Here is a 13,191-nt window from a genome sequence, read left to right as displayed (position 1 = left end):
CCGCCAGTACTGGCGCAAGGTAAATACCGTACACATTATGCCATTGGTAGTCGCGGGCATTAATGTTTGGGTAAGAATTTCCAAACGTAAGCTTTTGTTTAAAGGCGCGTTTGTTAAAGCGTTTTGGCAACCATAAATAAAGGCCCGAAAGCACTAATACAAAAAACATAAGATTGGCGATACCGTTTACCCAGCGCCCTGTTTCACTAAAGTTGCCATCAAGTGTTAGCCAGCGGTGAAAGGCGCGTAACTTGCGCATAAAGGTTTTGGTGGCAAGCCCAGGCTCTTCGATTTTTTCACCTGTATAAGGGTTTAAGTAGGCTAGGGTTTTGCGGCCTTCTTTTACTTGTACAAAGGCGTTTTCTTCATTTCTTAAGGAAATTGTCAGCAGTTTTTCATGGGTAAAGGTCTTGGCAATCTCGCTTAGCGCTGTTAACGACAGTGTATTTGTGTGGTGATTTGCTTGTGGGTAGTCGCTTTTTTCAGCGAAGTGAATAATTTGACGCTCATAAGTTAATAGTGCACCCGTTGCCGACATTAAAAAGATAAATAGGGCAGCTACGCAGCCAAAGATCAGGTGTAGCCAAAAAAACGCTTTTCTTATACTCATAGTTTATTGCTCATTGTAACGATAAAAGCGAGCCAACCTTGAGGTTGCTCGCTTTATTTAATGCATTAATTGACGGTTAATGCGTTTTATTTTGTGATTAAAGTGACACGCGTACTTCAAAACGGGCAGTACGTGCATCACCAATGGTGACATTGTTTACACCGCCGCCAGCAAGATAATCTTCATCTAATGCATTTTCTATATTGAAGCGGAAGTCGGTGTCTTGTCCACCAATTTGTGTGCTGAAAGTTGCACCTAGATCAAGGCGGTAATACGCATCTTTAGTAATCGTATTGTCGGCGTCAGCAAAACGCTCACCTTGGTAAATTAAACCCGCATTAAGCGCTAACTTTTCGGTTATTTCGTAACGCGACCAAAGTGATGCTGACCATTTAGGTGCATCCACAGGTGTTTTGCCTTCGTAGTTACTGTCACGCTCGTACTGTGCATCTAGGTACATGGTTGATGCCATTACGAAAAGCGTATCTGTAACAGCACCTTGTGCTGATGCTTCAAAGCCTTTATGGCGCTGCAGGCCTGCTTGTGTAGTAATGGTGTCAAAATTAGGGTCGTCAATCAGTGTTTCTCGCACTAATACGCCGCTTTTTTCAATATCAAACACGGCTGTATCAATCATTAAGCGTTCAGACACTTGCCATTTTAAACCAAGCTCTAATTGCTCCGATGTCACCGCATCTAGCTTCATGCCGTGGTTTTTATCGGTTTCGTCATTTAATGTTTCGCTGCGCTGTGGCTCAAACCCTTCGGCATAGCTTAGGTAAACTGTTGCATCTGAAATAGGGTGGAAAAGCACACCAAATTTTGGCACAAATGATTCGCTGTCAGCACCTTCTTTGTTTTGTTTATCAAAACGGCCACCAAGCGACACTTGCCATGTATCGTTAAAGGTAATTAAGTCTTGTACATAAAAACCGTAAAAGTCGTATTCGCTGGTGTAATGGGTGTCGTCCGTTTTATATGAAATATCTGGGCGCGTTGGTTCTTGGCTGCCAGGTGTGTAATCAACACTTGCAGCTTTAACGCGTAGCTGACCATAGTAATAATCTAGGCTATTTGCGCCAACAAGTAAGTCATGACGAATGCTACCCGTATTAAATTCACCTTTTACATCGAAATACATGGTTTTGAATTGCCAATCATCAAAGCGGTCGTATGGGCGCGACTGATAACTATCACCAGCTACATAATCAGATGGTTTACGCGGCGCAGACTCAAAACGTTGACGCTCAAAGGTCTGCTCGTTGTAACCAAACGTCATTTGCCAGTCATTGTTGAGGTGATAATCGATTTTGGTACCCAGGTTGTTTACGCGAATATCAGTAAATGCCCATGAAAAGTCATAGATATAGTCTTTATCGCCAATTACATCACCGTTGCTGTTTAACCAAGCACCGGTATCAAGGCCAGTTTTGTCATCTGTTTGGTCGTAGTACACATTCACAATCAAGTCGTCAGTAATTGCGTAATCAACCGCAAGATAACCTAAAAAACGGTCGCGCTCTCGGTTTTCGCCATTGGCGTATTCACGGTCAAACACCACATCTTGTTTTACTAATACACCGCGGTAATTTAGGTCTTCAATTAAGTTACCGCCAGCATCTAACATAAAACGTGTAGAGCCATTTTGGTCTGCGTCTGCACTGATATCCAAAAGCGACGATGAGGTTGGTTTTTTAGTTACCATATTAACTAAACCACCCGGTGCAGATTGGCCATAAAGCACACTTGATGGGCCTTTAATAACTTCAACACGTGACAGCGTTTCGATAGGTTGCTGGTAGTGTGACCAGTGTTGGTGACCATCGCGTAAATAGCCATTTGATGAGCTAAGGGCAAAGCCTCGGGCGTTAAAAACTTCACGGTTACGCTGTTTTGAGCCAGGTGAGAGGCTGGCGTCATTAATTAATACTTCACCTAATGTTGTAGCAAGTTGTTCATCAATAATGGTTTCTGGAATAACGGTAACAGACTGCGCCGTTTCAAGTAGTGATGTACTACCGCGCATTGCGCCAGAGGCATCATCTACTTTGTAATCGTTAAAGTAAGTGCCTTTCACTTCAATAACTTCTAGTTTTTTTTCATCGGCTACAGCGGTTGCTGAAAGTGATAAAAGTGACAGTGTAATTGCTTTGGTAATGTGATTTAACTTCATACTAAACCTAAATATCCCTGAAAAAGTGCGGGCATTTTATAGAAAGATAATTAAAATTGAAATAGCAAATGATAATAATTATCGTTAAGTTTAAATTGTAACCAATTAAGCAATATACCGTTGTTTGGTTTTTAGTGAGTTAAACTCAAGAAATTTAATGGGAAGGGTGTTTTGAAAATATAATATTGTTAGTAACTTAGCTTGAATGGCAGATAAATATCAGAGCATCTATGCCTTCGCATTTTATTGTTTTAATAAAATGTATTTAAGTATTTTGTCATTCAAATCGTTATTAATAACCCCCATATTGATGATGAAAATTCATTTGTTTGCTGTTTATTTAATAAAGAATGAAGTTAATAAATCTGTGTAATAAGTAATATTGAGAAAAAGCATATTAAAGCGCGTTTAATTAAGCGTTTATCACCGCTTTTAATTACATTATGCTAAAGAAACTGTTACTCACATAATTAATTACAAGGTCAGACTATGCCCTTAGAACGACACCCGATGTGGCGAGCACCACAACATCATATGGACGTTGAAAACGCACACGATCATGTTCATTGGATAGAGCTTTTTTATGATCTTATTCATGTTGTAATAATATTCTTGCTTGGGAACTTCTTAAGTGATCACCTTAACCTTGCAGGTTTTACTGTTTTTGCAGGGATATTTATTGCTGTGTGGTTTGCTTGGGCCGATTCGAGTGTATTTAATTCACTTTACGTAAGCACAGATGTTAAACATCGCTTGCTTATGTCGAGCCAAATTGTCACCGCAATGGTGATGGCGGCCTCTATTCCTCATATCTTAGATAAAGGTTGGCAATATTTTGCACTTGCCTACGCAGTTAACCGTTTTATAACGGGCTATTTATTTTATCGAACCAATCGTTTAGGTGTTGAAGAAACGGTACTTGCCAGCAAAGTGAGCCGCAATTTCTTTTTATTGGCGATTGTATTTGCGATTAGTGCGTTTTTACCAAAGCCGTTTAACTTTGGATTATTTGCTTTGGGTATTATTAGTATTCAGTTACTTTACATGCTGCCAAAGGTAGGGATACTCGAATGCAGCCGTTTTGTGCCGCGCTTAGGGCATATGGCTGAACGTTTTGCGCTATTACTCTTGATTGTGGTGGGTGAGGGCTTTTTTAAATTAGTTATCACCCTTTCAGAAAAAGGGGTATATAAAGTAAGCCCTGAGATATTCGCTAATTTTATTTTTGGTGGGTTTGCTGTATTTGTTTTATGTTGGATTTACTTTGACTTTGTAGGGAATGGTAAGCCGAAAAATACCAAAAAGTGGACACTAGTTAGCTGGTGGATAGCCCATTTATTTTTAATGTTAGCCGCCGTGATGTTGGGTGTGGCGTTGGCTGGCGAAGTAAAAGTAGGGTTTTGGCAGCCCTACCCATTGAAATATGCCGCAGTTGGTTGTGCCGGGCTTGCTTTATATTTAGCGAGTTTATTATGGATACAGTGCACCATTGAAACGCGAATAGCCCATCGCTTTGCAACGCCAAACATTAGGTTGTTTGGTATAGCTTTGGCAATTGGTACATTTTTTATTGTGCCATATGTACCTGCTTTAGTTGGCAACTTATTGTGGGGTACAGCGTTAATTTCGCAAATTGCCATTCCTGTAACGCGCGGTTACCTTGTTCTTTCTAAAGAAGAACAATTAGCGGACGAAAGTGAAGTAAAGTCACATTAGTGGCTTTACTTAAAGGTATCTGAGCGCTCAATCACTTCAATGGCATAGCCATCTGGGTCGTTTATAAAAAAGAACTTGGCAACCAGCGCATCGCCATTGTAGAACGATTTTACTTCTTTGGGTTGATAGCCAAGTTCAGTGGCTGTTTGATGGATTGCCTCAATATTCTCTGCGCTTACTGCAAGGTGACCATAGCCATTGCCATGTGTGTAGGGCGTTTTAGTATCAAAGTTAACGGTTAATTCAAGCTCAAAATCTGATTCATCATTACCAAGATAAATTAAGCAAAAACTATCAAAAGTGATACGGCGTTTTTCTGTTAAGTTGAGAATAGTTTGATAAAATTGCAGTGACTTTGATTCGTCTACTACGCGGATCATGCTGTGAATCATTTTAGCCATGTATTGGAAAACCTTATGTGTGAATTATATGCTGGTGAACCGCAAACATCTTACGACAGCACAAAGCGGTCGATACGTTTGCATGGGGTCGTTACGAGCATTTCGTTAGAAAATAAAATGTGGCAAATCTTGGAACAAATTTGTGAAGCCGAAAATGTTACTGTGCCAGAATTTATTGCCACCTTGTATCAAGAGGTTGTTGAGCGTCATGGCAGTGTTAAAAACCTTGCCTCTATGCTGCGTGTGACCTGCTTAACCTTTGCATTAAATAGTAACTGAAAGCCGTTCAAAAAGGGTAGTAACCCATTACTACACTGAATTTTTTACCGTAAATCACTTGGTTTAACCGCTTAACACTTAGCGCTCTTTCATACCGTGTGTTCGATTAGTCTAGCCCTATTGCTTTCTTACTCGGAATTTAACTTATGGAAACGCTTACTTTTTTTGAAGAATTTTTTGCCAATGCAAACCCTGTATTTGTTTTAGGTGTAGCCTTAGTGACGTTGGTACTTTGGTTTTTACCTGCCATTCTTGCATTCTTCTTAAACCGTAAACATGCAAAAGTGATTACCGTTGCATGCGTACCAGCGGGTTTTTCACTGATTGCTTGGTCAGGTTTATTTCTTTGGGCTGTGACTGGAAAAAGTGTTGAAAGGGTCGTGACTAAATCACGAAAAGAGCAAGTAACACCTGAAAGTAACTAATTTTCATCATTTTAAAAATGCCCTTTTAGTTTTGCATTGTTATTAAAAGGGCAAAGCGCTATTCATTATTAACCCCTCTTTATAAATGCATGTTATTTCTAGCTTTCGCTATTAAGGCTTGCACTTTAACAACGCGACTCTCGCTGGTGCATGCGTTTAAACAAGAATGCTTAAATCTCTTAATAACAAATTCAATTTATTTAAACCAAACCCCATGGAAGAGAGTATTGGTTATGGTTAGTAAGAATTTGAATTTCTATAAAAATTACCTTTAATTATAAGAAAATACTAAGGAGTTGGTATGAGTAATTCGGTACTGGCAAGCGCGATAGAGCGTTTGCATCGCATTGGTGAGCAAGCCAATACATCAAGCCAAGTGATTGAAGCATTAAGTCACCCTCATGCAACCCTTGCGTGTAATTTACCTGTCCGATTAGATAATGGCAGGTTGGCCTATTTTAAAGGTTATCGCTGTCGCTATAACGATATTTTGGGCCCATGCAAAGGGGGTATTCGCTTTCATCAAGCGGTTAATCAAGATGAAGTAGAAGCATTGGCATTTTGGATGACATTAAAGTGCGCTGTGGTGGGTTTACCGCTTGGCGGTGGTAAAGGGGGTGTAACTGTTAATCCAAAAACGCTTTCACCAATGGAACTGGAGCGTTTGTCTCGTGCTTATGTACGTGCAATGGCTGATTTTATTGGCCCAGATACCGATATTCCAGCACCTGATGTATATACCAATGCCCGCATTATGGGCTGGATGATGGATGAATATGAAAAAATCACGCGCAGTAAAGCGCCTGCGGTGATCACCGGTAAGCCTATCTCTTTAGGTGGAAGCCTTGGGCGTGAAAGCGCAACTGGCCGCGGCGCCTTTATTTGTACGCAAATGCTGGTAAAAAAACTTGGGTTAAAACCAAGCGAACTGACCGTTGCAATTCAAGGTTTTGGTAATGGTGGTTATCACTGTGCAAAATTACTTCAGCAAGCGGGATTTAATATTGTTGCCATTAGTGATTCGCAAGGCGGCATCTATCGCGCTGAAGGGCTTGATGTTGATAGTATTTATCAAGAAAAACAGCGCAGTAAAAAATTAACAGCGGTTTACTGTAATCAATCCGTGTGTGAGACGCTTGAATTTAAACACATTAGTAATGAAGAGCTGATCACAATGGATGTGGATATTTTGATCCCAGCGGCACTAGATGGCGTGATCACACAAAATAATGCAAACGAGGTTAAGGCAAAATACATTGTTGAAATAGCAAATGGCCCTGTTGAGAGTGATGCCGATAGCTTACTTCAAGCCAATAATGTCACAATTGTGCCTGATATTTTGGCTAACTCAGGTGGTGTTATTGTGAGTTATTTTGAATGGCTGCAAAACCGCCAAGGCGAACAATGGACGCTTGATAAAGTAGAAGAAAAACTGCACCAAAAGCTTGAGAAAGCCTTTGAAAATGCATGGCAGATTTATACTGAGAAAGGCATTTCACTAAGGGACAGTGTTTATAATGTGGCGCTGGTGGCATTAACCGAAGCAATAGAAGCGCATGGCACAACTGATTACTTTAATGCGCAATCGAATCGTTAAAGAAAGTACATTTGGATAAAAAGAGCAGCTTAAGCTGCTCTTTTTGTGTGACGTTTTTAAAAATTATTGTTTGCTTTTCACATAGTCATCAACAATACGCGCCAAAATATCTAGAGGTACGGCACCATTTTTAAGCACCACATCATGAAACTCAGCCAAATCGAACTTATCACCTAGCGTTTGTTTGGCGTTTTGACGAATTTCTAAGATTTTCATCATGCCTACTTTATATGCGGTTGCTTGGCCTGGCATCACAATATAACGCTCTATTTCAGAGGTAACATCTGACTCTGCCATGCCTGTATTTTTAAGCATATAGTCAATAGCTTCTTCACGTGTCCAACGTTTATGGTGAATACCGGTATCGACTACTAAGCGTACTGCCCTGAAAAGTTCTGCTTGTAGGCGGCCAATATTATCGTAAGGGTCGTTTTGAAAGCCTAACTCCCACGCAACTTGTTCAGCATAAAGAGCCCAGCCTTCAGTGTAAGCAGTAAATGGCGACATGCGTCTAAAGAGCGGCAAGCCTTCAGCTTCCATTCCAATGGCAATTTGAAAATGGTGGCCTGGAATACCTTCGTGGTAAGCAAGGGTGCGCATTGAGTATTTAGGAGTGGCTTTAATATCGTATAAATTGGCAAAAAATAACCCAGGGCGTGAACCATCAATAGCGGGCTGTTGATAATAGGCACCCGGTGCGGTTTTTTCTTTAAATTCAGGGATGCGACGCACTTTCATACCTGCTTTTGGTCGAATATTAAATGCGCCATCAAGTCCTTGGTCAATCTCATCTAGGATGGTTTGATAGTCCGCTAAAATTTGTTCGCGACCTTCATCGGTATCAGGATAATAAAAACGCTCATCGGCTTTTAACGCTTCAATAGCCGTGCTAAAGCCAAGGCTGGTATCAAATCCTTCGCTATTTAAAATTGTGAGAATTTCACCCTGAATTCGTGCAACTTCATTTAACCCTGTTTGATGAATAAAATCGGCAGTGTAGTTGGTAGTAGTGAAAAATTTAAGTGAGCTGGCATAAGCTTTATCACCATTTGGTAACTTCCAAAAGCCATCATCTGTAGTGGCTTTATCGCGAAGTGCGCTAAAGTAATCAATAAACAGCTGATAAGCAGGGTGCACAGATTCTGTCATTGCATTTTCAACGTCAGCAAGGATCTTTGCTTGAGTTTGGTCGTCAAAAACCGCACTACCACTTTCTGCTGCTTTATTCATTTTATCTTGCAATGAGGTGTAAAGAATATTCTCATTGATTGGGGTTGCAACAAAGGTGGTCATTTCGTCAAGTACGCGGTCAATTACAAAACGCGGCGGAATAATGTTTTTTTCTTCTCGTAATTTTAGCCCCTCTAAGCTTTGACTAAACTTGCGTTTAACTTGGTTTAAACGGCTAATGTAGTTATTAGCATCTTCAACCGAATTAACTTGGTGCTGCGCATCCATAAAACTTGGGAAACCGTTTTGAATGCCAAATAATTGGTTTACCGGATAACTGTGGTAGCGAAACTCGGTGGCATCAACAGCAAAATCAAGTAAATAGAGCGCAATTTCTTTCGACATTTGATCAGATTTATCGAGTTCGCTGTCATCATATTGCAGTACACCTTGTCTTATTTCGGGTAACAGGGCGAACATTTCGTCGTCTTTAGCAAGGCTTGCATCATCAAGCTCTGCATTGTGGCTGTTAAAGCCTAAACTCTCTAAAAAACCAAGCGAGGTAAGGGTTTCTGGGCTGTCAAAGGCCATTTTTACCATAGTACGGTCAACGTACGATTTAAATCGCAATGGTTTTTTGGCGTACCATTCATGGGCAACAAATGCACCTGCTAAAAATGCCAGTAATAAAATACTCAGCACTAGCCACTTTATTATTTTTTTAATCATTGGGCTTCCATATAAGTTGTTGTTTGCATCCCTTGCTATGATACCGACATTCGTAAAATTAACAATTTATTAACGTAAAATAATGGTAAAGAAGTGTGTGCTTAAGATATACAAGTTAATTCTTTACCCTTAGAATTCATTTGCTTGAAAGATTATTTATTTAGGAGACAGCTTGAAAGCATCAAGGTTTATCAAAATGAGTGTTTGGCTATTTAGCTTGCTGTTAACCAACACCTCAATGGCTAATCAAGTTTTAAATAACATTCCTGAAAACTACAACAAAGCAAGTAAGTTTGTGTTTTATTCGCACGGGTTCATTGTTGAAGGGGATAATCCAATGCCAATAGAAACCAAACATGGTTGGGGGGTGTATGATTTTCCGAGTATCAAACAAGCGCTTTCGGATGCACGGTATACTTTGGTTGCAACGCATCGCAAAAAGAATACGGATCCTTTTATATATGCCAAGCAGTTAAGTGAAAACATACGCAGCCTAGTTAAAAATGGCGTAAAACCAACGCATATTACCCTTGTTGGTTTTTCAAGAGGCGCGTTTATTACAGGGCTTACCTCACATTACTTACAAGATATTGGTGTTAATATCATTTTACTGGCTGGTTGTGGGCGCTTGATTTCATCAAAACATAGCGATATTCAAGTGTATGGAGATGTGTTGTCAGTTTACGAGAAAAGTGATGCTGCAAAGTCGTGCGCTAAATTAAAAGCCAAAAGTACAGCGTTAACGTCATTTGAGGAAATTGAGATTAATACAGGGCTTTCACACGGTGCATTTTACACACCAAGTGATGAATGGCTTGTTCCGGTCAAAAATTGGATCGCTGTTAAAATGAATTTGGGATAACAACAATTTAGTTATCCTTTTGATTTAATTGCTGAATTCTTCTTTGAGATCTTCTGGGGTAAAATTGGTTTTGAAACTAAAAGCGTAGGGTGTATCGCCTTGGCTACGTAATTGCGTGAGGCGCGCTATGCCTTCTTCGACTGATGGAATATGACCATCTTCCACCCACCAAAGCACGTAGTTATCTTCATTTAGTTTTTCAAACCATTCATTTTTGCGGCGCATAAAATCGCGGTGATGGGTGAGAAACATAAAGTTTTTTAAGCTATCGACATTTTGCCAAACAGACATATTGACGAGCATATTGGGGTTTTCAAATGCTTGAATATTAGTCGCATCGCCAGAGTCATCTTTCAGGCGCCAAATAAAGCCTTCACTGTTTTCAGCGAGTGAATTCACCTTATTTAAGTTATCAACAAAGTCTTTTATTTCAGGGGCATCAAGTGCGTATTTTGCAAGCGCGATATTGAGTTGAGCTAATTGCATAGTCATCCTTTGCGAAAACTTACGGAAAAAAGATCAGTTTTTAACACGCCACGGTGGGTTTAAACGGTTTTCACCTGCCCAATATAGCTTGATTTTATTGCCTGAAGGGTCAAATAACACAGCTTCTCGCCATAGGTATCGCTCATCAGTTGGTAACTGCGTAAACGTAATGCCTTTGGCCTGTAATTCGTCAACCCAGTTATCGAGTTCTGCATGTTCAAAATAAATTGTTGCGCCATTAACAGGGTTTTCTTCAAGTGATAGCGAAAATGTTGAATCGCCCATCGGGCAGGCAAAACGTGCATAATGGGGTGTGTCAACGATAAGTTCAAAACCGAGCGTTTGGTAGAACGTAACTGCATTTTTCATGTGAGCTACTGGCAATGTAACTTGGTTTAAATTCATTTTAATCCTCAAAATATTAAGGCATGCGTTTAAAGCGCATGCCTTAGAGTTATTTATTTGTTTTCATTAACTAAAATAACTTTACGATGCGGGAATGGAATTTCAATATTTGCTTCATCGAGTGCTTTTTTAATTTGCTCTGGCACCGAATACAAGATATCGAAATAATGCTCACCCTGGCAAAAAGGGCGAACTAAAAAATCCACCGAGCTATTGTTTAATGTTTCCACTTCAACAAACGGACTTGGTTCGCTAAGTACATGTGGGTGCGCTGTAAGTACACCTTCAATTACTTTGCGGGCTGCATCAATATTCTCGCTGTAAGCAATACCAAAATGCATATCCACACCGCGAATTGCATGGTGTGAATGATTAATAATTTTGCTGCCCCAAATATCGCTGTTAGGAATGATAATACGCTGATTATCAAAAGTTTGTAGAATGGTGGTGAACATGTCTATTTCAGCAACTTTACCGAATTGGTCACCTGTTTCGATAAAATCATCAACTTTATACGGTCTAAAAATAAGTAGCATAACGCCTGCTGCTAAATTTGACAGTGTGCCTTGTAATGCTAAGCCAACCGCTAAACCGGCAGCGCCGAGTAAAGCAATGATTGAAGCTGTTTGGACGCCAAAACGGTTGAGTACGGCAATGCCTACAAAGGCTAAGATGGTGTATTTGGCAACACTGCCAAAAAACTTAAATAAGGTGTCATCCAATTGCGCGTGTTTATTGGCAACTTTAATAATGGCTTTATTTACTTTACCTGCAAGCCATACACCGATAATTAAAATGGCGAGCGCCAAAATAAGATTGGTTGCCCAATCAAGTGCGGTGGGCAGATATTGGTTTAAATCGAGTTGAGCTATAAATTCTTCCATGAGACTTTCCTTTTAGTTAAAAAATATACACTAAGCTATCTTATAAAGCTGTTCAAGTGACAAAATAAACACACTGCGTTTTAATTGCGCTAGCGCAGCTAAAATTGATTAATCAATAATTTAGTTAACAATCACTTGCGAAATAGCCAGAACGATCACATAGTTTTAAGTGCACAGTGTTTTGTAGCTGTCATGAAATTAAGGGTGGTTTATGTCTAATATAAAATTAGTGATTCGTTTTCGTTTAGAACCGGGCTGTTTGGGGCCGACGGGCACAGATTATGTTGAAGACTTTTGCCGTTTAATTAATTTAGTTGAGTTTAGTTACCCTTTTGTTGAACTCAATGTGATCCCACGATACGACAAAACCCTGCCCGAATGGGAGTTTTTACTCAGCGATAAACTGATTAGTGAAAGCCAAGCAGACCGCGTTTTGGAACTACATAACTTTACCATCGAGTCGATGGAAGAAGCGGTTGATGAATTTATTACTCTGAAAGTCGAGCAGTTTATGACTTCGGTTAAAAAAAATAGCTAACCGTTAAAAATCAATTTCACTTCACATTTTCTTCACATGCCCCTTGCTAGATTGTACTCAACAATCAATAGGAGCATGTTATGACAATCAAAATTAAACACAGCGTTATTGCAAGTTTACTTGGCCTTTCTTCACTTAATCTAATGGCTGATGAGCAAAAGCATATTTTAATGGTGTTAAGTAGCTATGGCGAAAAGGACGCAGCGGGCGAATTAGTTAAACCAGGCTACGAATTCGATGAAATGAGTAAATCGTATTTAGTATTTAAAGCCGCTGGCGCAAACGTTACTTTTGCATCGCCAAAAGGCGGAAAAGTGCTGGCTGATAACTACAACAAAGAAAAGTCCTACAATGCAACGTTTTTAAAAGACAGCAGTGCGTTAGAAAAGCTTGAAAGTACAATCAAACTTGAAACCCTCAACCATAACGATTTCGATGCTGTTTATGTGGTGGGTGGTAAAGGGCCAATGTTTGATTTAGCCAGTGATAACAGCGTTAAAAAAATAATAAAGCAAGTGTATGAAAATAATGGCGTGATTGGCGCTGTGTGTCATGGACCTGCTGCGCTTTTAGACATTAAACTATCAAACGGAGAGTACTTGCTAGCAGGTAAACGCGTTTCAGCGTTTAGCAATTTAGAAGAGACGGCCTTTACTAAAAAATGGCAAATGCCATTTTCGCTTGCCAATAAATTATCAGAGCAAGGTGCGCTTTATCAACAAGACAGTTTGATGTTCAATCAAGTCAGTTTTGATGGCAACTTGCTGACTGGTCAAAACCCTTTTTCAACCACAGACACAGCAATTGCCGTTGTTGAGAAATTAGGTTTATCGCTCGACAAACCAATTGAATTTAAAGACGGGCGCTTGCTACATATAATGCCAACAAAGATGACTTTGATACCATGCTGTTAGCG

At 39.9% G+C, this 13,191-nt stretch carries 14 protein-coding genes; 7 read left to right on the top strand and 7 right to left on the bottom strand.

Features of this window, described 5'->3' with window-relative positions:
* Both ON073_RS08330 and ON073_RS08325 read right to left on the bottom strand, forming a co-directional pair.
* Positions 1 to 610: PepSY-associated TM helix domain-containing protein (locus tag ON073_RS08330; protein WP_274761425.1), on the bottom strand; the 610-nt coding region annotated here is incomplete at its 3' end.
* 97 nt (positions 611 to 707) lie between these two features.
* Positions 708 to 2,783, bottom strand: coding sequence for a TonB-dependent siderophore receptor (locus tag ON073_RS08325; RefSeq protein WP_274761424.1), 2,076 nt, complete (start codon positions 2,781 to 2,783; stop codon positions 708 to 710).
* Between the two features lie 489 nt (positions 2,784 to 3,272).
* Here ON073_RS08325 and ON073_RS08320 point away from each other — a divergent pair, with 489 nt between their 5' ends.
* Entirely contained in the window at positions 3,273 to 4,499 is a 1,227-nt protein-coding gene (locus tag ON073_RS08320; protein ID WP_274761423.1) for a low temperature requirement protein A, read from the top strand.
* Between the two features lie 5 nt (positions 4,500 to 4,504).
* Here the strand turns inward: ON073_RS08320 and ON073_RS08315 are convergent, their stop codons facing one another.
* The gene (locus tag ON073_RS08315) at positions 4,505 to 4,900 is read right to left on the bottom strand and encodes a VOC family protein (RefSeq protein WP_274761422.1); all 396 of its coding nucleotides are present in this window, start codon (positions 4,898 to 4,900) and stop codon (positions 4,505 to 4,507) included.
* 15 nt (positions 4,901 to 4,915) lie between these two features.
* Between ON073_RS08315 and ON073_RS08310 the strand changes: the two genes are divergently transcribed.
* The 3 genes from ON073_RS08310 (at position 4,916) to ON073_RS08300 (ending at position 7,201) form a co-directional block, all read left to right on the top strand.
* Positions 4,916 to 5,179, top strand: a complete 264-nt coding sequence (locus ON073_RS08310; RefSeq protein WP_274761421.1) for a ribbon-helix-helix domain-containing protein — start codon at positions 4,916 to 4,918, stop codon at positions 5,177 to 5,179.
* A 146-nt stretch (positions 5,180 to 5,325) separates the two neighbouring features.
* Entirely contained in the window at positions 5,326 to 5,604 is a 279-nt protein-coding gene (locus ON073_RS08305; protein ID WP_274761420.1) for a superinfection immunity protein, read from the top strand.
* A gap of 301 nt (positions 5,605 to 5,905) precedes the next feature.
* The gene (locus ON073_RS08300) at positions 5,906 to 7,201 is read left to right on the top strand and encodes a Glu/Leu/Phe/Val family dehydrogenase (protein WP_274761419.1); all 1,296 of its coding nucleotides are present in this window, start codon (positions 5,906 to 5,908) and stop codon (positions 7,199 to 7,201) included.
* A gap of 63 nt (positions 7,202 to 7,264) precedes the next feature.
* On the opposite strand, the gene ON073_RS08295 is transcribed toward ON073_RS08300, so the two are convergent.
* Entirely contained in the window at positions 7,265 to 9,100 is a 1,836-nt protein-coding gene (locus ON073_RS08295; RefSeq protein ID WP_274761418.1) for a DUF885 domain-containing protein, read from the bottom strand.
* Between the two features lie 196 nt (positions 9,101 to 9,296).
* Between ON073_RS08295 and ON073_RS08290 the strand changes: the two genes are divergently transcribed.
* On the top strand, positions 9,297 to 9,962 hold the full coding sequence (locus ON073_RS08290; RefSeq protein ID WP_274761417.1) for an alpha/beta hydrolase: 666 nt from the start codon (positions 9,297 to 9,299) through the stop codon (positions 9,960 to 9,962).
* Between the two features lie 24 nt (positions 9,963 to 9,986).
* On the opposite strand, the gene ON073_RS08285 is transcribed toward ON073_RS08290, so the two are convergent.
* Genes ON073_RS08285 through ON073_RS08275 form a run of 3 tightly spaced genes read right to left on the bottom strand, consistent with a single transcriptional unit; the run spans position 9,987 to position 11,737 of the window.
* Positions 9,987 to 10,448, bottom strand: coding sequence for a DUF3291 domain-containing protein (locus ON073_RS08285; protein WP_274761416.1), 462 nt, complete (start codon positions 10,446 to 10,448; stop codon positions 9,987 to 9,989).
* Positions 10,449 to 10,481: 33 nt separating this feature from the next.
* On the bottom strand, positions 10,482 to 10,853 hold the full coding sequence (locus tag ON073_RS08280) for a VOC family protein (RefSeq protein WP_274761415.1): 372 nt from the start codon (positions 10,851 to 10,853) through the stop codon (positions 10,482 to 10,484).
* A gap of 53 nt (positions 10,854 to 10,906) precedes the next feature.
* The gene (locus tag ON073_RS08275) at positions 10,907 to 11,737 is read right to left on the bottom strand and encodes a mechanosensitive ion channel family protein (RefSeq protein ID WP_274761414.1); all 831 of its coding nucleotides are present in this window, start codon (positions 11,735 to 11,737) and stop codon (positions 10,907 to 10,909) included.
* Between the two features lie 211 nt (positions 11,738 to 11,948).
* On the opposite strand from ON073_RS08275, the gene ON073_RS08270 reads away from it, so the two are divergent.
* Both ON073_RS08270 and ON073_RS08265 read left to right on the top strand, forming a co-directional pair.
* On the top strand, positions 11,949 to 12,275 hold the full coding sequence (locus ON073_RS08270) for a hypothetical protein (RefSeq protein ID WP_274761413.1): 327 nt from the start codon (positions 11,949 to 11,951) through the stop codon (positions 12,273 to 12,275).
* Between the two features lie 80 nt (positions 12,276 to 12,355).
* Entirely contained in the window at positions 12,356 to 13,189 is an 834-nt protein-coding gene (locus tag ON073_RS08265; protein WP_274761412.1) for a type 1 glutamine amidotransferase domain-containing protein, read from the top strand.
* Positions 13,190 to 13,191 lie beyond the last annotated feature (2 nt).

The sequence above is a fragment of the Pseudoalteromonas sp. G4 genome, assembly GCF_028875915.1.
Taxonomy (GTDB): domain Bacteria; phylum Pseudomonadota; class Gammaproteobacteria; order Enterobacterales; family Alteromonadaceae; genus Pseudoalteromonas.
This window is presented reverse-complemented; position numbering and strand designations above follow the sequence as displayed.

What these genes read in the sequence shown, in the direction of transcription:
- ON073_RS08325 (WP_274761424.1), bottom strand. Translation starts at nt 2,783, where the DNA reads ATGAAGTTAAATCACATTACCAAAGCAATTACACTGTCACTTTTATCA.
- ON073_RS08320 (WP_274761423.1), top strand. Translation starts at nt 3,273, where the DNA reads ATGCCCTTAGAACGACACCCGATGTGGCGAGCACCACAACATCATATG.
- ON073_RS08315 (WP_274761422.1), bottom strand. Translation starts at nt 4,900, where the DNA reads ATGGCTAAAATGATTCACAGCATGATCCGCGTAGTAGACGAATCAAAG.
- ON073_RS08310 (WP_274761421.1), top strand. Translation starts at nt 4,916, where the DNA reads ATGTGTGAATTATATGCTGGTGAACCGCAAACATCTTACGACAGCACA.
- ON073_RS08305 (WP_274761420.1), top strand. Translation starts at nt 5,326, where the DNA reads ATGGAAACGCTTACTTTTTTTGAAGAATTTTTTGCCAATGCAAACCCT.
- ON073_RS08300 (WP_274761419.1), top strand. Translation starts at nt 5,906, where the DNA reads ATGAGTAATTCGGTACTGGCAAGCGCGATAGAGCGTTTGCATCGCATT.
- ON073_RS08295 (WP_274761418.1), bottom strand. Translation starts at nt 9,100, where the DNA reads ATGATTAAAAAAATAATAAAGTGGCTAGTGCTGAGTATTTTATTACTG.
- ON073_RS08290 (WP_274761417.1), top strand. Translation starts at nt 9,297, where the DNA reads ATGAGTGTTTGGCTATTTAGCTTGCTGTTAACCAACACCTCAATGGCT.
- ON073_RS08285 (WP_274761416.1), bottom strand. Translation starts at nt 10,448, where the DNA reads ATGCAATTAGCTCAACTCAATATCGCGCTTGCAAAATACGCACTTGAT.
- ON073_RS08280 (WP_274761415.1), bottom strand. Translation starts at nt 10,853, where the DNA reads ATGAATTTAAACCAAGTTACATTGCCAGTAGCTCACATGAAAAATGCA.
- ON073_RS08275 (WP_274761414.1), bottom strand. Translation starts at nt 11,737, where the DNA reads ATGGAAGAATTTATAGCTCAACTCGATTTAAACCAATATCTGCCCACC.
- ON073_RS08270 (WP_274761413.1), top strand. Translation starts at nt 11,949, where the DNA reads ATGTCTAATATAAAATTAGTGATTCGTTTTCGTTTAGAACCGGGCTGT.
- ON073_RS08265 (WP_274761412.1), top strand. Translation starts at nt 12,356, where the DNA reads ATGACAATCAAAATTAAACACAGCGTTATTGCAAGTTTACTTGGCCTT.